Annotated in this window: 23 protein-coding genes; 14 read left to right on the forward strand and 9 right to left on the reverse strand. The window is 67.8% G+C overall.

Going from position 1 to position 22,055, the window contains the following annotated elements:
• Window positions 1-3 precede the first annotated feature (3 nt).
• Entirely contained in the window at window positions 4-639 is a 636-nt protein-coding gene (gene metW / locus GGR25_RS13280; RefSeq protein WP_183399251.1) for a methionine biosynthesis protein MetW, read from the reverse strand.
• A gap of 5 nt (window positions 640-644) precedes the next feature.
• On the reverse strand, window positions 645-1,820 hold the full coding sequence (gene metX / locus GGR25_RS13285) for a homoserine O-acetyltransferase MetX (protein ID WP_183399252.1): 1,176 nt from the start codon (window positions 1,818-1,820) through the stop codon (window positions 645-647).
• A 176-nt stretch (window positions 1,821-1,996) separates the two neighbouring features.
• Between metX and GGR25_RS13290 the strand changes: the two genes are divergently transcribed.
• Genes GGR25_RS13290 through GGR25_RS13300 form a run of 3 tightly spaced genes read left to right on the forward strand, consistent with a single transcriptional unit; the run spans window position 1,997 to window position 4,961 of the window.
• Window positions 1,997-2,899, forward strand: a complete 903-nt coding sequence (locus GGR25_RS13290; protein ID WP_183399253.1) for a chorismate mutase — start codon at window positions 1,997-1,999, stop codon at window positions 2,897-2,899.
• Window positions 2,896-4,029 (forward strand): pyridoxal phosphate-dependent aminotransferase, encoded by a 1,134-nt coding sequence (locus GGR25_RS13295; RefSeq protein WP_183399254.1) that lies wholly within the window; start codon window positions 2,896-2,898, stop codon window positions 4,027-4,029. Before GGR25_RS13290 ends, GGR25_RS13295 begins: the two co-directional genes overlap by 4 nt.
• Complete coding sequence (locus tag GGR25_RS13300; protein WP_183399255.1) at window positions 4,029-4,961, forward strand: prephenate/arogenate dehydrogenase family protein; 933 nt, start codon at window positions 4,029-4,031, stop codon at window positions 4,959-4,961. Before GGR25_RS13295 ends, GGR25_RS13300 begins: the two co-directional genes overlap by 1 nt.
• A 3-nt stretch (window positions 4,962-4,964) precedes the next feature.
• Here the strand turns inward: GGR25_RS13300 and GGR25_RS13305 are convergent, their stop codons facing one another.
• From GGR25_RS13305 to GGR25_RS13320, 4 genes are all read right to left on the reverse strand, one after another.
• Window positions 4,965-5,600, reverse strand: a complete 636-nt coding sequence (locus GGR25_RS13305; RefSeq protein WP_183399256.1) for an SGNH/GDSL hydrolase family protein — start codon at window positions 5,598-5,600, stop codon at window positions 4,965-4,967.
• A 96-nt stretch (window positions 5,601-5,696) separates the two neighbouring features.
• The gene (locus tag GGR25_RS13310; RefSeq protein WP_183399257.1) at window positions 5,697-7,157 is read right to left on the reverse strand and encodes an SGNH/GDSL hydrolase family protein; all 1,461 of its coding nucleotides are present in this window, start codon (window positions 7,155-7,157) and stop codon (window positions 5,697-5,699) included.
• Between the two features lie 3 nt (window positions 7,158-7,160).
• Window positions 7,161-7,703, reverse strand: coding sequence for a hypothetical protein (locus GGR25_RS13315; RefSeq protein ID WP_183399258.1), 543 nt, complete (start codon window positions 7,701-7,703; stop codon window positions 7,161-7,163).
• Complete coding sequence (locus GGR25_RS13320; protein ID WP_183399259.1) at window positions 7,700-8,104, reverse strand: hypothetical protein; 405 nt, start codon at window positions 8,102-8,104, stop codon at window positions 7,700-7,702. Before GGR25_RS13320 ends, GGR25_RS13315 begins: the two co-directional genes overlap by 4 nt.
• Window positions 8,105-8,368: 264 nt before the next feature.
• Here GGR25_RS13320 and GGR25_RS13325 point away from each other — a divergent pair, with 264 nt between their 5' ends.
• The 7 genes from GGR25_RS13325 (at window position 8,369) to GGR25_RS13355 (ending at window position 14,563) form a co-directional block, all read left to right on the forward strand.
• Window positions 8,369-9,145, forward strand: coding sequence for an SDR family NAD(P)-dependent oxidoreductase (locus GGR25_RS13325; RefSeq protein ID WP_343068052.1), 777 nt, complete (start codon window positions 8,369-8,371; stop codon window positions 9,143-9,145).
• A 3-nt stretch (window positions 9,146-9,148) separates the two neighbouring features.
• Window positions 9,149-10,003 carry a transketolase gene (locus GGR25_RS13330; protein WP_183399261.1) on the forward strand — a complete coding sequence of 285 codons (855 nt, stop codon included), beginning with the start codon at window positions 9,149-9,151 and terminating at the stop codon, window positions 10,001-10,003.
• Entirely contained in the window at window positions 9,996-10,997 is a 1,002-nt protein-coding gene (locus tag GGR25_RS13335; RefSeq protein ID WP_183399262.1) for a transketolase family protein, read from the forward strand. Before GGR25_RS13330 ends, GGR25_RS13335 begins: the two co-directional genes overlap by 8 nt.
• The gene (locus GGR25_RS13340) at window positions 10,994-12,160 is read left to right on the forward strand and encodes an enolase C-terminal domain-like protein (RefSeq protein ID WP_183399263.1); all 1,167 of its coding nucleotides are present in this window, start codon (window positions 10,994-10,996) and stop codon (window positions 12,158-12,160) included. The genes GGR25_RS13335 and GGR25_RS13340 overlap by 4 nt, the downstream gene beginning before the upstream one ends.
• Before the next feature lie 183 nt (window positions 12,161-12,343).
• Complete coding sequence (locus tag GGR25_RS13345; RefSeq protein ID WP_183399264.1) at window positions 12,344-13,162, forward strand: transporter substrate-binding domain-containing protein; 819 nt, start codon at window positions 12,344-12,346, stop codon at window positions 13,160-13,162.
• A gap of 67 nt (window positions 13,163-13,229) precedes the next feature.
• On the forward strand, window positions 13,230-13,895 hold the full coding sequence (locus GGR25_RS13350; protein WP_183399265.1) for an amino acid ABC transporter permease: 666 nt from the start codon (window positions 13,230-13,232) through the stop codon (window positions 13,893-13,895).
• Window positions 13,892-14,563 carry an amino acid ABC transporter permease gene (locus tag GGR25_RS13355; RefSeq protein WP_183399266.1) on the forward strand — a complete coding sequence of 224 codons (672 nt, stop codon included), beginning with the start codon at window positions 13,892-13,894 and terminating at the stop codon, window positions 14,561-14,563. Before GGR25_RS13350 ends, GGR25_RS13355 begins: the two co-directional genes overlap by 4 nt.
• Window positions 14,564-14,586: 23 nt before the next feature.
• Here GGR25_RS13355 and GGR25_RS13360 read toward each other — a convergent pair whose 3' ends face one another.
• Window positions 14,587-15,621, reverse strand: coding sequence for a LacI family DNA-binding transcriptional regulator (locus tag GGR25_RS13360; protein WP_183399267.1), 1,035 nt, complete (start codon window positions 15,619-15,621; stop codon window positions 14,587-14,589).
• Window positions 15,622-15,839: 218 nt separating this feature from the next.
• Between GGR25_RS13360 and GGR25_RS13365 the strand changes: the two genes are divergently transcribed.
• The 4 genes from GGR25_RS13365 to GGR25_RS13380 all read left to right on the forward strand — a co-directional run bounded on the left by GGR25_RS13365 (window position 15,840) and on the right by GGR25_RS13380 (window position 20,450).
• Window positions 15,840-16,892, forward strand: a complete 1,053-nt coding sequence (locus GGR25_RS13365) for an ABC transporter permease (RefSeq protein ID WP_183399268.1) — start codon at window positions 15,840-15,842, stop codon at window positions 16,890-16,892.
• A gap of 80 nt (window positions 16,893-16,972) precedes the next feature.
• The gene (locus tag GGR25_RS13370) at window positions 16,973-17,950 is read left to right on the forward strand and encodes a sugar ABC transporter substrate-binding protein (protein WP_183399269.1); all 978 of its coding nucleotides are present in this window, start codon (window positions 16,973-16,975) and stop codon (window positions 17,948-17,950) included.
• 125 nt (window positions 17,951-18,075) lie between these two features.
• Window positions 18,076-19,659, forward strand: coding sequence for a sugar ABC transporter ATP-binding protein (locus tag GGR25_RS13375; RefSeq protein WP_183399270.1), 1,584 nt, complete (start codon window positions 18,076-18,078; stop codon window positions 19,657-19,659).
• On the forward strand, window positions 19,656-20,450 hold the full coding sequence (locus GGR25_RS13380; protein WP_183399271.1) for an SDR family NAD(P)-dependent oxidoreductase: 795 nt from the start codon (window positions 19,656-19,658) through the stop codon (window positions 20,448-20,450). The genes GGR25_RS13375 and GGR25_RS13380 overlap by 4 nt, the downstream gene beginning before the upstream one ends.
• Window positions 20,451-20,456: 6 nt before the next feature.
• On the opposite strand, the gene GGR25_RS13385 is transcribed toward GGR25_RS13380, so the two are convergent.
• Window positions 20,457-21,356, reverse strand: coding sequence for an aldose 1-epimerase (locus tag GGR25_RS13385; protein ID WP_183399272.1), 900 nt, complete (start codon window positions 21,354-21,356; stop codon window positions 20,457-20,459).
• On the reverse strand, window positions 21,340-21,924 hold the full coding sequence (locus GGR25_RS13390) for an SDR family oxidoreductase (protein ID WP_183399273.1): 585 nt from the start codon (window positions 21,922-21,924) through the stop codon (window positions 21,340-21,342). The genes GGR25_RS13385 and GGR25_RS13390 overlap by 17 nt, the downstream gene beginning before the upstream one ends.
• Window positions 21,925-22,055: the final 131 nt, after the last annotated feature.

Consider the following 22,055-nt stretch of genomic DNA (forward strand, 5'->3'; position numbering starts at 1 on the left):
CGCTCAGCCGCGCCGTGAGAGCAGAAACACGGCCTGCTGGCCGAAGAGATTCCAGAACCACCAGGGCGCCTTCAGCGTCATACGCTGTCCGCCCGCATCGAGCGCGACCGCCTTCTCGATCCGCGCATCGGCGTCGCGGCAGAGCTCGACGAAGTCGCGGATGGTGCAGAAATGGATGTTCGGCGTGTCGTACCAGGAATAGGGCAGGTTTTCCGTCACCGGCATCCGCCCCTTGAAGCCGAGCGAGGTGCGCACGCTCCAGTGGCCGAAATTGGGGAAGGAGATGATCGCCTTGCGGCCGATGCGCAGCATTTCCGACAGGACGCGGCGCGGATGCTGCGTCGCCTGGATCGTCTGGCTGAGCACGACGAAATCGAAGGAATCGTCGGGATAGTCGACGAGGTCGGTATCCGCATTGCCCTGGATCACCGACAGGCCGCGCGCCAGACACTCATTGACGCCGTCCTGCGAGATCTCGATCCCGCGTCCGTCGACGCCGCGGGTATCGACGAGCAGCTTCAGGAGTTCGCCGTCGCCGCAGCCGACGTCGAGCACGCGTGCGCCGCGATCCACCAGTTCCGACACAACGAGAAGGTCAACGCGCTGGGAATGGGCGCGGGAATTGCCGTCGCTCGTCATGATGGTCAGCGCCCCTCCGACGCGGAAAGGAAGCCGCGCACGCTCGCGAACAGCACCGGCTCGTCGAGCAGGAAGGCATCGTGGCCGCGATCGGTCTCGACCTCGACGAAGGAGACCTTGGCGCCGGCCGCGTTCAGCGCCCGCACGACCGACTTGCTCTCCTCCGTGGGGAAGAGCCAATCCGAGGTGAAGGAGACGACGCAGAAGCGCGTCTTGGTCCCGAGAAAGGCATTGGCGAGGCGGCCGCCGAAATCGGCGGCGAGGTCGAAATAGTCCATCGCGCGGGTGACGTAGAGATAGGAGTTCGCGTCGAAGCGCTCGACGAAGGAAAGCCCCTGGTGGCGCAGATAGGATTCGATCTGGAAATCGGCGTCGAAGCCGAAGGCCACCTTGTCGCGATCCTGCAGGTTGCGGCCGAATTTCCGGTGCAGCCCCTCGTCGGACATATAGGTGATGTGCGCGGCCATGCGCGCGACCGCGAGGCCCTTGCGCGGGCTGGTGTCCTCGGCGAGGTAGCGTCCGCCGCGCCAGTCCGGATCGGCCATGATCGCCTGCCGGCCGACCTCGTGGAAGGCGATGTTCTGCGAGGAATGGCGCGGCCCGGTCGCGATCGGCAGCGCATTGGCGACGCGGTCCGGATAGCTCGCCGCCCATTGCAGAACCTGCATGCCGCCCATGGAGCCGCCGGCGACGCAATAGAGGCGGTCGATGCCGAGTGCGTCGACCAGCATGGCCTGTGCGCGCACCATGTCGGGAATGGTGATCAGCGGCAGGTCGAGCCCATAGGGCTGGCCGGTTTCGGGATTGGTGGAGGCCGGGCCGGTCGTGCCCATGCAGCCGCCGACGACGTTGGAACAGATGACGAAGAAGCGGTCGGTGTCGATCGGCTTGCCCGGACCGACCATGGTCTCCCACCAGCCTGGCTTGCCGGTCACGGGATTGGTGCTCGCGACATGCTGGTCGCCGGTCAGCGCATGGCAGACCAGAATCCCGTTGGACCGGTCCGCATTGAGCGTGCCGTAGGTCTGGTAGCCGATCTGGAGATGGTCGATGCGCCTGCCCGATTCGAGGATCAGCGGCTTGTCCGGTCCGAAGCGCATGACGAGACTAGACGGATTGTCCGCTTCGCTGCGCGCCTGGCTTGCGCCAAAGCTCGGCGCCGGATGGCTGGTGGTTGCCATGGTTCGGTTCTGGACCGCTAGGTAAGGGGCGATTAGCTACGGGCGCCCTCCGCGGACTGTCAATGTTTTCTTTGCTTTCGACGTTTTCTTTGCTTTCGATCCGGGGCTTGCCTATGAATCGGCCCCCGCCGGTCGCCCCGCGCGATCCCCCTGAACTGCCGGCGAAACGCCGGTGAATGTCCGATCTGACCGACGAGACCATGTCCTCCAGCGAATCCAGACCTCAGGGCGAGGCCGATTTCCAGAAGCTCGCCGAAATCCGGGCGACGATCGACCGGCTGGACGCCGAGATGCATGGCTGCCTGATCGAGCGGAGCACGGCGATTTCGTCGCTCATCCGCGTCAAGGGCACGAGCCGTCCGGGCGCCGCCTTCCGGCCGGGCCGCGAGGCCGAGATGATGCGCCGCCTCGTCGACCGCCATGAGGGCACGCTGCCGCTGTGGACCGTCGAGCATATCTGGCGCGAGATCATCACGACCTTCACGCGCATGCAGGCGTCCTTCGACGTCGCCTATGATGCCGGCGTCAATGCCGACGCGGTGCGCGACGTGGCGCGGTTCCTGTTCGGCTTCACCGTCGCGTTGCACCGCCAGTCCGACGCGCTCTCCACGATCAACCACATCAAGGAGAGCGGCACGGATCTCGGCGTCGTGTCGCTCAATCAGCCGGCTTCCGCCGGTGCCTGGTGGCGGGCGCTCGGCCGCCCGTCGGCGCCGCGCATCATGGCGCTCTCGCCTTTCATTCGCGTCGGCGGCCGCCCGGCCGATCATCCCGCGCTGGTGATCTCGCCGGAACTCTCCGATCCCGCTCCGCCGGATTTCCTCGTCTTCGCGGCCGCCACGATCGGCGCCGATCCGGCTCCGGTGATCCTTGCAGCGGGTGGCACCGTGCTCGCCGCATCGGGACGCGAGCGCCTGGTCGTGCTCCCCGCCGGTGCGCCCGTCGCGGCCGTCGCAGCGCGGGCCGGTCTTGAGGATCTCGCCCGTGTCGGCGCGCTCTTCCGCGGCATCGCGCTCGGTGACGCCGCTGCGGATCCCGTTCTCTATCAGCGCCTCGACGAGGCCGGAGTCTCGCCATGAGCAAGTCCCCCGCGCCGGAGCGCCCGACCGATCGCCCGACGCCCCGCGCCGGCATCCTCAACATCGCGGCTTATGATGCGGGTCGCGTGGTTGCTACGGGCGGCGGCCGCTCGTTCAAGCTCGCCGCCAACGAAACGCCGCTCGGACCGAGCCCCGCCGCAATCGCAGCCTTCCGCGAGAGCGCCGAGGGACTGGAGATCTATCCGGATGCCTTCGCCACGGTTCTGCGTGAGGCGATCGGCGCCGCGCATGGTCTTCTGCCGTCGCGGATCGTTTGCGGTGCCGGTTCGGACGAATTGCTGGCGCTGCTCGCCCGCGCGTATCTCGCGCCGGGCGATGAAGCGATCCACACGGAATATGGCTTCCTGATCTATTCGATCGCGATCCGCGCCGCGGGCGGCGTCCCCGTCGTCGGGCCGGAGAAGGATCACACCGCCTATGTCGACGGGATCCTCGACCGGGTGAGCGAGCGGACGCGGATCGTCTTCCTCGCCAATCCCAACAACCCGACCGGCACCTATCTGCCGTTCAGCGAGATCCGGCGGCTGCATGCAGGGCTGCCGCGCCGCGTGCTGCTGGTGCTCGATGCGGCCTATGCCGAATATGTCCGCCGCAACGACTATGAGAGCGGCGTGTCGCTGGCCGCCGAGGCCGAGAACGTCGTGATGACGCGGACCTTCTCGAAGATCCACGGCCTCGCCTCGCTGCGTATCGGCTGGCTCTACGGCCCCGAGGCGGTGGTCGACGTGCTCAATCGCATTCGCGGTCCGTTCAACGTCTCCACCCCCGCGCTCCGCGCCGCGACGGCGGCGCTGGCCGACCGGGCGCATGTCGAAGCTTCGGTGGCTCACAATGAAGAATGGCTGCCGCGTGTCACCAAGGCGGTGGAGGCGATGGGCCTCGAGGTGACGCCGAGCGTCGGCAATTTCGTGCTGATCCATTTTCCGAAGATGCGCGGCCGCACGGCCGCCGAGGCCGAGGCCTATCTGCTCGACCACGGCATCGTGCTTCGGACCGTCGGCGGCTACGGTTTGCCGGATGCGCTGCGCATGACGATCGGAAGTGCCGAGGCGAACGAGGCGGCGATCGCCGCGCTCAAGGCGTTCCTGCACCAGGCGGGCGGCGTCTGATGGAGGCTCCGTTTTATTCGCGGCTCGCCCTGATCGGCATCGGCCTCATCGGTTCCTCGATCGCGCTCGCCGCGCGGGCCTCCGGCGCGGTCGGGGAGATCGCGATCCATACGCGCTCGCCATCGACGCTGAAGCGGGCCGAGGAACTGGGGCTCGGCGACGCCTATTTCGCTACCGCCGCCGAGGCGGTGAAGGGTGCCGATTGCGTCATCGTCTGCGTCCCGGTCGGCGCCTGCGCCGCGGTGGCCGCCGAGATCGGGCCGCATCTGGCGCCCGGCGCCGTGGTCTCCGATGTGGGCTCGGTCAAGGCGGCTGTGGTCAAGGCCATGGCGCCGCATCTGCCGGCCGGCATCCACTTCATCCCCGGCCATCCGATCGCTGGCACGGAATATTCGGGTCCCGACGCCGGCTTCGCCACGCTGTTCGAGAACCGCTGGTGCGTGCTCACACCCGGCGAGGATGTCGATCCGGCGGCGGTCGCGCGCTTCGTCGCCTTCTGGCGGACGCTCGGCGCCAATGTCGAGACCATGTCGGCGGAGCATCACGATCTGGTGCTGGCGATCACCAGCCATCTGCCGCATCTGATCGCCTACAACATCGTCGGCACGGCCTCCGACCTCGAGGCGGGCATCCGCTCGGAAGTGCTGAAATTCTCCGCCTCGGGTTTCCGCGACTTCACCCGGATCGCCGCGTCGGACCCGACCATGTGGCGCGACATCTTCCTCGCCAACAAGGATGCCGTGCTGGAGATGCTCGGCCGCTTCAACGAGGATCTCGCCATGCTGACGCGCGCGATCCGCACGGGCGACGGCGATACGCTGTTCGAGCTCTTCACCCGCACGCGCGCCATCCGCCGGTCCATCGTCGCGATCGGTCAGGATACTGCCGCACCTGATTTCGGGCGGCGTGGCACGGAGAAGCCCGAGGGCTGATCGCTACCAGCCGGCGCGGCTGATGGCCTCGGTAACGGTGTCCGCCACAAGCTTGTGGCCGACGCGGTTCAGGTGGATCTGGTCCAGCCGCTGACCCCCGCCGATCTTGCCGTTCGGATCGACGAAGCGGCTGCCGAAGCGCGTGGCGAGCGCGGCATTGAGCGCCTTGATCTGCGCCCATCCTGCCTCGCCCGGCTGCTCGCCCGGATAGGCACCGGGTGGCACGGCCAGCACCAGGAAGCGCGGGTCCGCTGCGGCCGCCAGGATCGCGGCGATGTCTTCGATCACGGCCTCGCCATCGGCATAATTGTTGCGCCCGGCCCAGACCACGATCGGCCGGCCGTGATAGCCGGCCATGCGCAGGAAGCGCTGCCGGATCTCGCCCGACGTCTCGCCCCCGACGCCGAGATTGACGTAGCGCCGGTTGCCGAGGGCCTCCGAGACGAGGGCGGGGTAGGCGGCTTCGAAGGGCAGGCCTGCGCCCGAGGTCAGGCTATCGCCCAGGAAGACGATCGGCTCGCCGACGCTGCCGGCCGACCGGATCCGGCCATAGACCTTCAGGGCGGGGCCATAGGCCGGCCCGGAGGCCGGCAGCGTCTTGATCGCGAGCAAGGGAAGCTTCGACAGGGCCTGACGCATGGGTTGTGTCTCCGAAGATAACAACCAATACGAGCTTGAGTGCAGAGATACAATCCATGGTTATATCTGACTTCGGATACACCATGCTGCGTCCCCTCATCGGATATTCGGCAGCACGCTCCGCTTGAACGCCGTGGCCCGGCGCTGCGCGTAATAGGCGACGCCGAAGGCGCCGGGGTGCGTCTTGTCGCCGGGGTCGATATTGGTGATCAGCGCCGAATTCGCCGAGGTCGGTGTCGCCTCGTTGTTCCAGGCGCCGGTCACCCACGGCCCGGCCGGGTCGGTCCGCACCGGCACGAACCAGCACTGCGGATCCGCGAAGGCCGTGACCGCGTCGGCGACCGCCTGCTCGGCATACGCGATCTTGGCCGCCGCCCCTTCCGCGCTGTCATCGATCGGAACGATGCCGAAGGAGACGATGGGACCCGCATAGCCGAGGCCGCGCAGCGTCCGGTAGGTCGAGAGCGCCGCGGCCGTCAGGTCTGCGGCCGTGATCGCCGTTGAGGCGAAGGGCGTGCCGGCCCTGGTGCCGCGGTCGTTGGACGAGCCGGCGAAGAACACGATGTCCGGCTTCAGCGCCACGGCCTGCGCCAGCCGCTCGGCATAGCTATAGGACGCGCCGTCGACATCCTTGGCGATGTAGCCGGTGCCGCCCTTCGCAAGCGACCACATGTCCCGGATACCGACGAGGTCGCCGAACTGTCGGTGCAGCGTCTGGCCGACCATGTAGGGGCCGTAGTTCGAGCCCGCGCCAATGCTGTCCTCGATGAAGACCGCCCGCACGAGGTCGGTCGCCGGCGGCGCATAGACCTGGCCGAGCGTCGAGACGCGGACGCCGCGAAAATTCCAGTCGTCGCGCCGGCCGCGCACCTCGACCCGGTGTTCCCGCATCCCGCCCGGCAGCGCGACCTTGAGCCACTGGCTGGAACTCGGCACGCCGTCATGGTCGAGCGAGACGAAGCGGCCATCGACGATGACGGTCATGCCCTGCGCGAAGGCGACATGGTCGATGGCGAAGGCGCTGTCGAACACCATGAACTCGATGCCGGAGCTGGCGCCATAGACGGTCGTGCCGCTCTTCGACTGGAACACGGCGGGCTTCCACTGCGTCGTGCTGTAGACCTCGGGCGTCGCGCCGAGCATGCGGAAGCGGCCGGGATGCGAGACGGGCTGGTAGAGCAAGCCAAGGCTCGGGCTGCCATAGGCCTCGACGCTGACGGTCGGCGCTGCGCCATCATCGGCCGTCATGCGCGCGGCGCCGATCCAGGACCAGAGCACGCCCGTCGAGCCGGCGCCGTCGAATGCGGGGTTGGCGATCGTATGCGTCGGGCCGCTCGCGCCGGCCGTCGTCGCGGTCGAGAGGGCCTCGTACCAGTTTCCGCCGGAGGCGCGGACATTGCCGGTCTTGATCGCCTCGCCCTGTGCATAGGCGGGCGGCGCCTTCCAGGGCAGGTTCGACGTCGGATTGCCGCGTTCGGCATCGCGCGCCAGGCGGCGGAGCTTCGCGCCGAGCGTCTCGGCGAGACGGACGGGGGGCGTGATGATCGCGTCGGCCATGGCTCAACCCCGGAATTCGATGGCGAGCACCGTGCTCGCCGGCGCGATCAGCTTCAGCGTCGCAAAATCCGCCATGCGGAGGGGATATTGCGCGCCCTCATAGAGCGCGGTGCCGATGCCGGTCGCATCCGATGCGGTGGTTGGCGTCGCGCCGCCATGGGCATAACGGATGCCATCGCCGCGCGGCTGCAGATAGACGAGCTTCGCGCCATTCGGGATCGTGGCCGAGACGGCGGAGAGCAGGGCGGCCAGCGTCTGCGCTGTCGCGGTGACCGTCACGGTGCGATGCCCGAGCGGGGCGAAGGGCGCGTCGGGCACCGGCAGCGCGGCGAGCGCGCTCTCGATCCGGTCCGCGGCCGTCTCGACCGCGCTTAAGAGCGCGGCGAACAGGGCCTCGATATCGATCGGCAGGCCGTCTTCCGGCCCGACCAGGGCCTGAACCGGCAGGAAGGGTCCGGCGCCGGTGCCGGAGACGTCCAGCACGCGCTGGAGGAAGGCGTTGCCGACGCCGTCGCGGATCGGGCGGGTGGAAAGGGCGGTGCTCATGCCAGCCATCCAAGCAGGAAGAGGGGAATGTTCTCGGGATCGGCCGCGTCGAGCATCGTCGCGCCGGCCGGCGCGCCTGCGTCGGCATTGACGCCGCCGAGGCCCGTCACGTCGCCGAAGAACAGCGTCGTCTCGACATCATCCACGCGCTGCTCGATCTCGTAGCGGGCGACGCGGCCCTGCGGGATCGCGCGGGATTCGGCGAGGCTCGGCGACCAGCGCAGCGTGCTGCCGGCGAGAAGCAGCGAGCCGGAGGGCGTGTCGCGCGTGAAGAGCGTGCGGCCGCCGGCTTCGACAGCGAGAAAGAAGGCCGCACCCTCGGGCGGGGCTTCGGCCAGCGTCCAGGCGATCTCCGGCGCGTTGTTGCCGCGCCAGAGGGAGACATCGGTTCGGATCGGCATCGTGAACTCGCTGACAGGGGAGGCGGGCGCCAATTGCGCCAGACATTCGATATACAACTTTAGATTGTATATGTCACGCAATTTCGACCATATGCAGGGCGGACTGCGTCTCTGCGCATCGGCCGTCGCGCGATCGGCCGGCTGTCGGCTCCCCCCATGACCGCCCGAACCGGGAGCCCGCAGGTCGCCAATCCGCACCCCACGCCATCCGTTGACAGTGAATTATGGTAACGTTACCATCGTCACGAAATGGGAGGAACCATCGTGTCGTCAGGGGAAATGCGGGCCGTCGTCACCGGTGCCGGTGCGGGGCTCGGACGGGAGCTTGTCTCGATGTTCGCGGCGCGGGGCGTCGCGGTGGCCATGGTCGATCGCGATGCCGCGGGGCTCGAGGCGACGCGCGGCGGCCTGCCGCCGGCGGCGCGCACGCTGTCGATCGTGCAGGACCTGACGGCCGAAGGGGCGGGTGAGGCGATCATCGGCCAGGTCGGGGCGGCCTGGGGTGGTCTGGACATCCTCGTCAACAATGCCGGCTATGGCGCGATCGAGCCCTTCTTCGAGATGAGCGCCGGGCTCTGGAACCGGACGCTCGCCATCAACGTCGTTGCGCTCGTCATGCTCAGCCGCGCGGCGGGCGAGGCGATGAAGCGCAGCGGCGGCGGGCGCATCGTCAACATCACCTCGCCGGCCTCGCGCATGGCGCTGCCTAACTACGCCGCCTATGCGGCGTCGAAGGCCGCCGTCGATTCGATCACGCGGACCAGCGCCATCGCGCTCGCGCCTTTCGGCATCACGGTCAATTCCGTCTCGCCGGGCATGATGGACACCGAGATGCAGCGCGTCACCGAGCGCGCGCTCGCGCGGGCCGAGGGCCGCGAGGATTTCGAGGAATTCATCGCCGAACGGACGCGCCGCGCCCCGCTCGGCCGCCGCGCGGGGATCGACGAAGTCGCCGCCGCGGTCATCTGGCTCGCGCTCGATGCGCCGGCCTATATCACCGCCGAGCGGCTCAACGCTTCCGGCGGCATGGACAGGGACTGAACCATGGCGCTTCCAGCCAATCATCCGCCGGAGACGGCGGATCTCGCGGCGCTTCGCGCCCATGCGCATGCGATGCGCCGGCATATGCTGGTGATGGCGCGCGGTCCGGGCCAGGGCTATGTCGGCCAGGGGCTCGGCATCGCCGATACGCTCGCGGCGCTCTATTTCCATGAACTGCGCTGGGACCCGACGGATCTCTCGGCGCCCGACCGCGACCGCTTCCTGCTGTCGACCGGTCACTATTCGATCGCGCTGTGGGCGGCGCTGGCCGAGGCCGGTGTCTTTCCACCGGAGGAGCTGACCAGCTACGGCGCCGATGACAGCCGCCTGGACATGTCGACGCTCGACACCACGCCGGGTGTCGAGATGATCGGCGGCTCGCTCGGCCATGGCCTCGGCCAGGCCGTGGGCATGGCGCTGGGGCTCCGCCTCAAGGGTTCGCCGGCACGGATCTTCTGCGAGCTCTCGGACGGCGAGATGCAGGAGGGCTCGACCTGGGAGGCGGCGATGTCCGCAGGCCATTTCGCCCTCGACAACCTCGTCGCGCTGATCGACTGCAACGGCATCCAGGCCGATGGGCCGGTGGTGCTCAACATGGAGCCGGTCGGCGAGAAATGGCGCGCTTTCGGCTTTGCGACGCAGGAGATCGACGGCAATGATTTGCCGGCCGTCGTGGATGCGCTCCATGCCGCGCGCGCACGGGACGGCAAGCCGCACGCCATCGTGCTCCGCACCCATCCCGGCTTCGGCCTGCCGACGCTGATGGCGCGCGAGAAGGCGCATTTCGTCCGCGTCGACAGCGGCGAATGGGACGCGTTGATGTCCGAACTCGACCGGGAGGAGGCCAACCATGGCTGAGACGGCGCGCGTTTTCACGAAGGCCAACTATACCCGAGCCATGGGCCGGGACGAGGTCACGGGAACCCGGCCGACGGTCGATGCGCCCTTCGGCCATGCGCTCGCCGCGCTCGGCGCGGAGCGCGGCGATATCGTCGGTCTGACCGCGGATCTCGGCAAATACACCGACATCCTCCCCTTCCGCGATGCGTTCCCGAGCCGCTTCTTCAACGTGGGCATGGCGGAGCAGAACCTGATCGCGGCGGCGGCCGGCCTTGCGCGCACGGGCTTCACGCCCTTCGCGACGACCTATGGCGTCTTCGCCTCGCGCCGCGCCTATGATTTCATCGCGATCGCTTGCGCCCATTCCGCCGTTCCGGTGAAGATCATCGCCGGCCTGCCCGGCCTCACCACCGGCTATGGCGGCACGCATCAGGCGATCGAGGATCTCGGCATCATGCGCCTCGTGCCGGGGCTCGTTGTGATCGATCCCTGCGACGCGACAGAGATCGCGGCGGCGACGCGCGCCGCGGCCGCCCATGACGGCCCCGTCTATATGCGGCTGCTGCGCGGCAAGGTCCCCGTCGTCTTCGCGCCAGATGGTTTCGACTTCGCCATCGGCAAGGCACGCCTCGTGCGCGGGGGTAGCGATGTCGGCATCGTCTCGACCGGCTTCATGACCGAGCGGGCGATCGACGCAGCCGATGCCCTCGCCGCCAAGGGCATCGCGGCCGGCGTCCTGCACATGCCCTGCCTGAAGCCCTTCGACGCGGAGGCCGTCGTCAACTTTGCCGGCAAAGTGAAGCGTCTCGTCACCGCCGAGAACCATGTTGTCTCGGGCGGTCTCGCGACGCTAGTGGCCGAAACCTTGTTCGAGGCGGGCATCACGCGGCCGCTCACGCGTATCGGCCTGCCGGATCGCTTCATCGAATGCGGCGCGGTGCCGACCTTGCAGAAACGCTACCGCATCACCGCCGACGACATCGCCGCCGCTGCCACAGGAGGAAACGCGTGAAGATCACCGGGATCGAGACCTTCACCGTCAGCGCCGGCTGGAAGAACTGGCTCTTCGTGCGCGTCCAGACCGATGCCGGCATCACCGGCCTCGGCGAGGGCACGCTGAACGGCTTCATCCGCACGACCGAGGCCGCCGTGCGCGAACTCGAGCATCTCGTGATCGGCGCCGATCCGCGCCGCATCACGGCGCTCGCGACCAGGATGCTCGACAGCGTCTCGCTGGATGGCGGTCATATCCATCGCACGGCAATCGCGGCCGTCGAGGTCGCCTGCTGGGATATTCTCGGCAAGTCGCTCGGCGTCCCGATCCACCAGCTTCTGGGCGGGCGGGTGCGCGACAGCGTGCTCGGCTATGCCAATGGTTGGTATCGGACCGAGCGCACGCCGGACGCGTTCTTGAAGGCGGCGGAGAATGTGATCGCCAAGGGCTTCCACGCGCTGAAGCTCGATCCGTTCGGCACCGCCAAGGGCTTCATATCGCAGCGCGATCTCGATATCGCGCACGACATCCTGAAGACGCTGCGCGACAATCTCCCCGCCGATACGCGCATCCTGATCGACGTGCATGCACGCTTCACCGAGATCGAGGCGATCCGTGCCGCCGAGCGTCTCGCGCCGCTCGATCTCTATTGGTGGGAGGAGCCGACCAGCCGCGACCGGCAGGAAACCGTGCATGCTGTCGGCCGACGCAGCCCGATCCCGGTCGCCACGGGCGAGATGTACGATACGGTTGGACAGTTCTTCACGCTCGCCGAGCGCGGCGGCGTCAACATCTTCCAGCCCGAGCCGATGTCGCTCGGCGGCATCGGCAACACCATGGCCGTCGCCAATCTGGCGCTCGCCCATGGTAGCTATATCGCGCCGCATCAAAGCGGCGGTCCCGTCGCCACCGCGGTCTGCCTGCAGCTTGCCGCCTGCGTGCCGAATTTCCTGATCCAGGAGCATTTCGACGCCTTCAACGAGCCGTGGACGCACGACCTCGTGAGCTGGCATCCCACCATCGACGCCGAGACCGGCCATCTCTCGCTGCCCGATGCGCCGGGACTCGGGATCGAGCTCGACGAGGCAGTGGCGCTCGCCCATCCCTATGACCCGCAGGCCTATCTCAACGTGCATGAGGAGGGATGGGAGCGCCGACTCGGCGCCAAGGGCCGTTCCTGATCCGCGCGGCGCGTTGGTCTTGTAATTCTTATAATAGTATGTTCGTCTGGTTGCCGTGAGCGGGGCCTACCCGCCCGACAAGAAGAGAGGCCCGGCATCCGTCGCCGGAGCATCCGCCAGAATTCCAGGAGAGGAACACCGGGGCCGGCGCGCTTTCGCGCCGGCCGATGAGGGAGGATTGCCATGACCGATACCCGTCGGAGCCTGTTCCGCCGTGCCGCCGGCGCGCTGGTCGGCCTCGTTGCGCTGGCGGCGCTGCCGGCCGCAGCGCGCGCCGAGACGACGATCGACGACATCATCTCGCGCGGCAAGCTGGTGGTCGCCATCGACACCACGACGCCGCCCTATGGCATGCTGGACAGCCAGATGCAGCCGACCGGCTTCGATGTCGAGCTCGCCCAGATGATCGCCAAGACCATCGGCGTCCCGGTCGAGTTCGTCACCGTGACCTCGCCCGGCCGTATTCCGGCCCTGTTGACCGACCGCGCCGACATGGTCGTGTCGATCTTCTCGATCACGGCGCCGCGGGCGCTCCAGGTCGCGTTCTCGATCCCCTATGCCTCGCAATCCTCGGTCGTGCTGGCGCCGAAGAGCGTCAACATCAAGTCGGCCAAGGATCTCGTCGGCCTCAAGGTCGGCGTCACGCGCGGCACAGGCGAGGACGGGCTGCTCACCGCCCAGGCCGAGGCCAATCCCGGCATCGAGATCCTGCGCTTCGACGACTATGCCTCGATCTCGCAGGCCATGCTGTCCGGCCAGATCGATGCCATGGGCGGCGGCGACTATGGTGACATCTATCTGAAGAAGAGCGCCAAGGGCGACGATTTCGAGCTCAAATATGTGCTGAAGACGTTCTATTTCGGCATCGGCGTGCGGAAGGACAATCTTCAGCTGCTGCAATGGCTGAACACCTTCATCTTCACCGTGCGCCAGGACGGCACGCTCGACGCCCTCTCGCAGAAATATCGCAAGACGCCGCTGCCGACCCTGCCGACCTTCTGACGGCGGTTGCCAAGCATGCGATACGGCTTTTCGCCGTATCGCCTCCCCCGTTCGGAGCGGCGACGGCATGCAATACGTCTTCCAGTTCGGACCCATCCTCGACCGCTGGCCGGAGTTTCTTTACGGCGCGGCGCGGACGATGGAACTGACCGCGTCCTCGGCCGCGATCGGCTTCGTCATCGGCATTGCCGGCGCGCTCGGCCGCTCCTTCGGGCCGCCGCCGGTCCGCAAGGCCATCGGCGTCTATGTGGAGATCATCCGAAACACGCCGCTGTTGGTTCAGCTCTATTTCGTGTTCTTCTCGCTGCCGCTGCTCGGGCTGCGCCTCTCGAGCGACCAGGCCGCCATCCTCGCGCTCTCGATCCATCTCGGCGCCTATGCGACTGAGATCCTGCGCGCCGGCGTCGAATCGATCCCGTCCGGCCAGATCGAGGCGGCGAAGTCGCTCGGCCTCAAGCGCGGGCAGATCATCCGCCATGTCATCGTCGTGCCGGCGGTGCGCGCGGTCTATCCCTCGCTCACCAGCCAGTTCATCCTGCAATTGCTGGGCACGTCGATCGTCTCCGCCATCGCGGCCGAGGAACTGACGGCCATCGCCAACAACATGGCGATGCAGACCTTCCGAAATTTCGAAATCTATATCGTCATCGCGGTGATCTATTTCGTGCTGGTCCGGCTCTGCGACCTCCTCTTCCGCCTGTTCTCCCACGTCCTGTTCCGGTGGAAGACATGAGCCTGCGCGAGTTCGGCCTTCCCGAGTTCTATTTCCTGCTGCTGTCGGCGCGCTGGACGCTGCTGCTGGCCATCGTCGCCTTCGTCGGCGGCGGCGCGCTCGGTCTCGTCATCGCGGCGCTCCGCGTTGCGCCCGCCGCCTGGCTGCGGCATCTGGCGGGCGGCTACATCTCGTTCGTGCAGTCGACGCCGATCCTGATCCAGCTCTTCATGGTCTATTACGGCTCGGCCTTCATCGGCCTCAGGCCCGATCCCTGGCCGGCCGCGGCGATCACCTTCTGCCTCAACAGCGGCGCCTTCTTCGGCGAGATCTTTCGCGGCGCGATCGAGAGCGTTTCCAAGGGACAGTGGGAAGCCGCGAAGTCGCTCGGCCTGCGCTATCTCGCGACGCTGCGACTGGTGATCGTGCCGCAGGCGATGAAGCTGAGCCTGCCGCCGACGGTCGGCTTCATGGTGCAGATCGTCAAGACGACATCCGTCGCCTCGCTGATCGGCCTCTCCGAGCTGTCGCGGACCGCGACGGCGATCAACACCATGACCTTCGAGCCGATCCTCGTCTTCGGCACGGTCTCGGCGATCTATTTCGCCATGTGCTGGCCGCTCTCCGTGCTCGGCCGTCACCTGGAGCGGCGCGTCGGCGACGGTCGCCAACGCCCCGTGGAACTCTGATCGTGACCGCGTGGCGGCGTGCCTCACGCGCTCTCCCGGTCGACGATCTCGAAGCCGATCGGCACCACGGCTGGAAGGTCCGCCTCGCCGGCGAGGCGGCGCAGCAATTGCTCCACCGCGCGGCGCCCCATCTCGTAGCGCGGCACGCGGACCGTGGTGAGGCGCGGGAAGAGCTGCGCGGCGAGATCCATGTCGCCATAGCCGGCAATGGCGAGACGCTTGGGAATCGCCCATCCGCGGCGGTGGCACTCCTGCACCGCGCCGATCGCCAGCGTATCGGAGGAGCAGAAGATCACGTCCAGCGCGCTGTCGCGCTCGACCAGCATGGCAAGCGCATCGGCGCCGCCGAGCGGGGTGATCGGCACCTCGACCTCGAGGCTCTCCGGATAGGCATGGCCGCGGTCGAGCAGCGCCTGGCGATAACCGATGCGGCGCTGCTGCAATCGGTCATTGCCATGCGCCGGTGTCGAGACGAAGCCGATCCGGCGGTAACCCTTGTCGATGAGATGCGCCGTCATGGCATAGGCGGTGTCGAAATTGGAGACGCCGACGGCCATGTCGATCGGGTCGCGGCCGCGAATCTCGCTGATCTCGACGACGGCATAGTCGCCGTCGGAAAGAAGCTGGCGCGCGGCCGGCGATTGCACGAAGGCTTGCAGGATCAACCCGGCGGGCTGCCAGCCGAGCAGCGAGCGGATCGCCTGCTCCTCGGCTTCGGTGTCGAAATTGCCCTGGATGAGCAGCAGCTGGTAGCCGGCGGCATGGCAGGCGTCGGTCATGCCTTGCACCTGCTCGGCGATGCCGGAATTGATCAGCGGCGGCACCATGGTGCCGACGATGCGGCGGCGGCTGCGCATCGAGGATGCCAGCTGGTTGCGGATGAATCCCTCGCGCTCGATCACCTCCATGATCCGTGCGCGCGTCTGCGGCGAGACCTTGTCCGGATCGGCGAGGGCGCGCGAGACCGTCATCGGCGCGACGCCCGCGCGCCGCGCAATCTCCTTCATGCCGAGCCGCGGCCGTCCGTTCCCCGTCTTGCCGCCAGGCGGCTTGGTCATCGCGTGTTATCCTCGGCCCGCAAATCGGTGCGAGCCATTGTATCGCGCCGGTGCACCCGGCGTCAGCAGCGTCGCGACAGGCCGCCGCATGGCGGCATGTCGGTCGGTTCTCTGTTGATAAAAATATAATAGCATGATGTTATGTGAATAGGCCCGCGATAGAAGAGGCCACCGGGTTCTGCTCGAGGAGGAGCGGCTCCCGGTCGAGGGAGGAAAGAATGGATAGAGCTGCCCAGCGTTCAACCGCGCCGGAGGCATCGGGACGTGCGCTCCGGGATCGTCTGACGCGCCTGGTCGCCGTCGGCGAGGTCGGCGTGCTTCTGGCGCTCGTCGTGATCGTCGTGTTCTTCTATGTACTGGAACCGGCCTTCCTTTCGGAGCGCAACATCCGCGCGATCCTCCGTGTCGTGTCCTTCGTCGGCATCATCGCGATCGGCCAGACGATCCTTCTGGTCAGCGGCGAGTTCGATCTTTCGGTCGGCGCGGTGGCGGGGCTTTCTGCCGTGGTCAGCGCCAAGCTGATGACGGCGCTGGCGCTGCCGGTGCCTGTCGCTCTGGTGGGCGGCGTGCTCGTCGGCGGCTGCGTCGGCCTCGTCAACGGCCTCGCCGTGGTGAAGCTCAAGATTCCCGCCTTCATCCAGACGCTCGGCATGCTGTTCATCGGCCAGGGGCTGATCCAGCTCGTCACCAATGGCTATCCGGTCTATCCGCTGCCCAAGGTCGTCGGGGCCATCGGCATGGCCGATTTCGTGTTCGGCCTCGGCTGGAGCTTCGTCTTCTTCGTGATCGCCGCGGTCTCGGCCGATTTCGTGCTCCGCCGCACCGTGCTCGGGCGCAACATGTATGCGACCGGCGGCAATCCCGAGGTCGCGCGCCTCGTCGGCATCGACACCAACCGCTACAAGATCGGCGCCTTCATGGTCACCGGCATGCTCGCGGCCGTCGCCGGCATGTTCGTCATGGCCGATCTTTCCTCCGGCACGACGTCGATCGGCTCCGGTTGGGAGCTTACCGTGATCGCCGGTGTCGTCGTCGGCGGCGTCAGCCTGTTCGGCGGCTCCGGCACCATGGCCGGCGGCCTGATCGGCATCCTTTTGCTGCAGGTGGTGACCTCGGGCCTCGTCGTCATCGGCGTCAATGCCAACTGGCAGCAGATCGCCGTCGGCCTGATCATGGTCATCGCGGTCGGTCTCGACGTGCTCCGCCGCCGCACCTTCATCGCCGGCTCCAGTGCGCAGCCGGTGAGCGAGCCGGGTAACAGCCCGGGCTGAAAGGCGGCCGTTCCGCCGGGTCGGCGGGCGGCCGAACAAGATCCGGCGGGGGGCCGGTCAATCAAGAGGGAGGACTAACCATGCTCAACAGAAGAACCGCGCTCGGCAAGGCGCTGCTCGTCGCACTCACTGCGACGGCGGCCCTGATGGGCGGCACGGCGCTCGGCAACGCCGCCGGCAAGAACATCCTCTGGGTCCAGCCGATGCGCGACCATCCGGTTCATCGCCTGATGCAGGCCGGCTTCCTCGCGAAGTGCAAGGAACTCGGCAATACCTGCGAGGTCGTCGGCAATCCGAGCGCGACCAATTACGACGTCTCGGCCTCGATCCCGCTGGCCGAAGCCGCCATGGCGCGCACCAAGTTCGACGCCATCGCCGTCTATGGCCCCGGCCCGGAGATCTATCCCTTCATCGGCAAGCTCGGCCAGGAAGGCTTCCCGGTCGTGACCTGGCACGTGCTGCCGCCCGAGGGCAGCGTTCCCGGCCTCAAGGCCGCCACCGGCGAGGACATTCCGAGCGCCGGCAATGCGGCCGCGATCTCGATGGGCGAGAAGCTCGGCGGCAAGGGCACGATCGCCCTGACGCAGGGCTCGTCCAACGACACCGAGAACGTCATGTCGGATTCGTTCCGCAAGACGATGGCGGAGAAGTTCCCGGACATCAAAATCCTTGAGACGCAGATGGAGGGCTTCGAGCCGTCGGCTGCCGAGGGCAAGGCCGTCGCGATCCTGCAGGGCAATCCCGACGTCGTGGCCGCCTTCTCGACGACCGGCAACGGCATCCAGACCTGGTCGGGCGCCGCCCGCAAGGCCGGCCGCGAAGGTCTCGTGATCATCGGCATGGACTATATCCGCCAGAACCTCGACATCGTGAAGGCCGGCCAGGCCTTCGGCGTGGTCGCCCAGCCGCTCTATGAAGAGAGCGCCAAGACGGCCGAGCTCGCCAATGATCTCGCCGAGGGCAAGACGGTGCCGTATCTCAATCCGCTGCCGGCCTCGGTGCTCACCGCCGCCGACCTCGAGCCCTATTACAAGATGCTCGACAGCGCCGGCCAGTAAGGCAAGGCGAGCAACCGCTCCGTCTCTCCCGGGGAAGTTCCCGGGGGAGACATCTCCTCGACCCGCCTTTACCGTCCCGATGATGGCGAAGGCCGATAGCGCGACGCAGGCGAAAGCAGACGACCATGACCGACACCAGGGCGCCGCAGTCCGTCATCGAATGCCGCGGCATCGTGAAGAGCTTTTCCGGCGTCCAGGCGCTCCGCGGTGTCGACATCGCGGTGCATGCGGGCGAGATCCACGCGCTGCTCGGACAGAACGGCGCCGGCAAATCGACGCTGGTCAAGATCCTGAACGGCGTCCATGCGGACGGCTCCTATAGCGGCGAGATCCTGATCGACGGCAAGCCCGTCCGCTTCGGCTCGACCTCGGACGCCCGCGGGCATGGCGTCGGCTATGTGCCGCAGGAAATCGAGGTGCTGGAGAACCTGACCGTCGCGGAGAACGTCTTCGCCGGCCAGACCGGCCTCGGCGGCCTCCTCGTCAGCCAGAGGGCCTTGCAGGCGCGCACGCGCGCGCTCTTCCGCGATCTCGGCCTCACCATCGATCCGGGCGCGCTCGTCGCCAGCCTCACCTCGGCGCAGCGCCATCTCGTCATGATCGCCCGCGCCCTCTCGTTTTCGCCGCGCGTCCTGATGCTGGACGAACCCACCGCATCGCTCTCCGGTGCCGAGGTCGACAGCCTCTTCGCTGTCCTCAGGCGCCTCCGCGAGCAGGGCCGCACCATGATCTTCATCACCCATCGCCTGCCGGAGGTGCTGGCGCTGTGCGACCGCGCCACGGTGCTGCGCGACGGGCGCGTCGCCGCCGAGATCGGGCGCGAGGATTTCGACGCCGACCGCTTCATCTTCGCCATGTCGGGCCAGCGGCTGCAGCGTCTCTATCCGCATCACGACGCACCGGCGGACGCGCCGCCACTGCTCTCGGTCAGCAACCTCTCGGTCCAGGGGCGCTTCGGCGTCAATCGCGGCGTCACGGGCGTCTCGTTTGACGTGAAGCCGGGCGAGATCCTCGGCCTCGCCGGCCTGCTCGGCTCCGGCCGCACGGAGATCCTGCACGCCATCTATGGCCGCATTCCCTATTCCGGCGAGATCCGTCTCGGCGGGCAGCCGGTCGCGATCCGCAAGGCGAGCGACGCGCTGCGCGCCGGCATCGCGCTCCTCACCGAAGACCGCAAGCATGACGGGCTCTTGTTCAATCTGCCAGTCGGCGCCAACATCACGATCGGCAATCTCGGGCCGCTCTCGGCGAACGGCATCGTGCGCGGCGACAAGGAGAAGAGCGCCGTGCTCGCGGCGATGCGGGCGCTGAACGTCAAGGCGCGCTCGCCGCAGGCTTCCGTCGCGCATCTCTCCGGCGGCAACCAGCAGAAGCTGCTCTTTGCCCGCGTGCTGATGAGCGCGCCGCGCGTTCTCCTGCTCGACGAGCCGACCAAGGGCGTCGACGCCGGCACGCGGCACGAGATCTACCGCCTCATCGTCGACCTCGCCAATCAGGGCGTCGCGCTGATCGTGGTCGCCTCCGAGCTCGAGGAGGTGATCGGCCTCGCCGATCGCTGCCTCGTCGTGGCCGATGGCCGCGTCGTCGACGCGTTCTCGCGCGAAGCGGGCAGTGAGGATCGCGTGCTCCGCGCGGTCGCGGCGGCGCAGGCGGCGGCCAGCGCGGCGACGGCGGGCGTGGCGGCGCGGACGGGGAATTCCAAGGCATGAGCGGCGCGTTGGCTGGCAAGTTTGCCGGCAAGAGCATCTTCATCACCGGCGCCGCGACCGGCATCGGCTGCGCCAGCGCCGAATATCTGGCGGGCGAGGGCGCCTCCGTCTTTGGCTTCGGCATGGACGGCGCCGAGGGCCGGGCGCTCGAAAGCCAGCTGTCCGCCGCCGGTCACCGCTTCGTCTTCCGGGAAGGCGATGTCACGGAAGACGCGGCGGTGCGCGCCGCAGTCGCGGCGGCCGTCGCGGCGTTCGGCCGGCTCGATGCCGTCGTCAACTGCGCCGGCATCTATGCGACCGGGAAGCGGCTCGAGGATCTCTCCGACGCCGAATGGGACAAGACGATCGCCGTCAATCTAACGGCCGTCTTCCGCACCTGCCGCGCTGCGCTGCCGCATATCCGCGCGAGCGGCGGCGGTTCGGTCGTCAACCTCGCTTCGGTCCATGCGCTGGCGACGGTTCCCGGCGTTCCGGCCTATGCCGCCACCAAGGCGGCCGTGCTCGGCCTCTCGCGCCAGATGGCGCTCGACTATGCCGTCGACCGCATCCGTGTGAACGCCGTCATCGTCGGCTCGGTGGCGACGCGCATGACGCTCGGCGGCGCGGATGGGCCCGAGGCTCGCGCCAAGGTCGAGGCGGCCGGGCTCTATTTCGACGAATGCCGCGTGCCGCGCGTCGCCGATCCGGCGGAACTCGCCAAGGCCATCGGCTTCCTGATCTCCGACGACGCCTCCTTCGTCACCGGCTCCGGCTTCGTCGTCGACGGCGGCCTGACGGCGCTGCTGCTCTGACGGCCCTTACACCGCGAACGGTGTGAAACAGATCGTGCCGCCGATGCGGTCACCGGGTTCCAGAACGATGATGCCGAGGTCGCGCTCGCCGCGCTCGGCCTTGTTGAAGGCGCAGGGCACGTTGGTCTGCGGTTCCAGGCAGAAGAAGTCCTTGGCCGGATCGGCATAGAGCATCAGATTGCCGAAGATCGGGTCCGCGGCCATGCGGAGGCCCGCGCCGCGCCTCGGCCAGCTTATCTCGGCGATGCCGTCCCAGCCGCCGTAATTATTGTTGCGCCAACCCGGCGGCAGCGGCGCGCCGGCGGTGAAATCGAGCTCCGGCGGCAGGCTGATCCGGTCTCCCGCGACGCCGTCCGGCGCTTCGAGCCAGAAGGCGCTGGCCGTGAAGGCGAGCGTCACGCCCTCTTCGCGCTCGAACCAGGGATGATGGCCGAAGCCGAACGGCATGGCCTCAGCGCCGGTGTTCTCGATCGTCGTCTCCAGCACGAGCCCTTCGGGCGCCAGGCGAAAGATCTGCGTCGCGCGATAATCATAGGGATCGTCGCCGCCATGGTGGTCGAGCGTGAGCTCGGCGAGGCCCCCGTCCTGCGCGGCGAGCGTCCAGGCTGATTTCCAGCCGGTTCCATGCACATTGAAGCGCTCGGGGCTGTTATTGGTCTGGACGACATAGTCGCGTCCGGCAAAGGCGAAGCGGTTGCCGTCGATCCGGTTGGCGTAGGGCACCATTGGAAAGGACGCGACGGCGAGCACGTCGCGCCGCGCGGCGGCGCCCGGCGAGAGCGGGCGCATCAGGTCGATGCCGCGCCAGCGGAAATGGGCGATCGAGCCGCCGATCTCCGGCACGAGCCCGAGCGACAATTCGCCAGCCTTCAGCGTGACGAGGTTGGGTTCAGAAGTCACGGCCATAGCCCGCCGCCCAGCCGCCGTCGACGGCCAGCACCTGGCCGACCGTGTAACTGTTCATCGGATCGCAGAGGAACAGCACGGCGTTCACGACCTCGTCCGCCGCCCCGCCCCGGGCGAGCGGCACATGGCTCAGCATCGCCGGATCGGCAGCACCGTTTTCCGTGTCGATGAAGCCGGCGGCGACGCCATTGACCAGAACCTTCGGCGCCGCCTGCATGGCGAGCACGCGCAGGCTCGCGATCGCCGCGGCCATGGCCGCCGAGGCCGCCTCATGCCGCCGCATCGGCACGAGGCCGATCGCCGACAGGATATGCACGATCCGCCCCGCGCCGCGCGCCGCCATCGCCGCCGCCGCCTGCCGTGCCGTCTCGGTGAGGGCTGGCGAGAGATCGGCGCTGAGATCGAGTGGATGGGAGAGAACGAGCAGGTCCGGCGTCGGCCCGGTCGGGATCTTCTCCGCCGGCAGCAGGCTGGCCCCATTCCGCTTGAGCGCCGCGGCGACGCCGTCCGATACGGCATTGCGCGCGCCGGCCAGCACCGCGGTCTGGCCCGCGAGATCGATCTTCATGCGTCCTCCCCCTCGACCGGATCATTTTTGGTCTGAGCTTGCCGATCCTCGCGTGCGATTCCCGCTTGGCAAGCCTGCGGTCGATAACATAACATCATGCTATTATAATCATTGAGCGCCTGTCCATGGTC

Source organism: Kaistia hirudinis (assembly GCF_014196455.1).
GTDB lineage: Bacteria > Pseudomonadota > Alphaproteobacteria > Rhizobiales > Kaistiaceae > Kaistia > Kaistia hirudinis.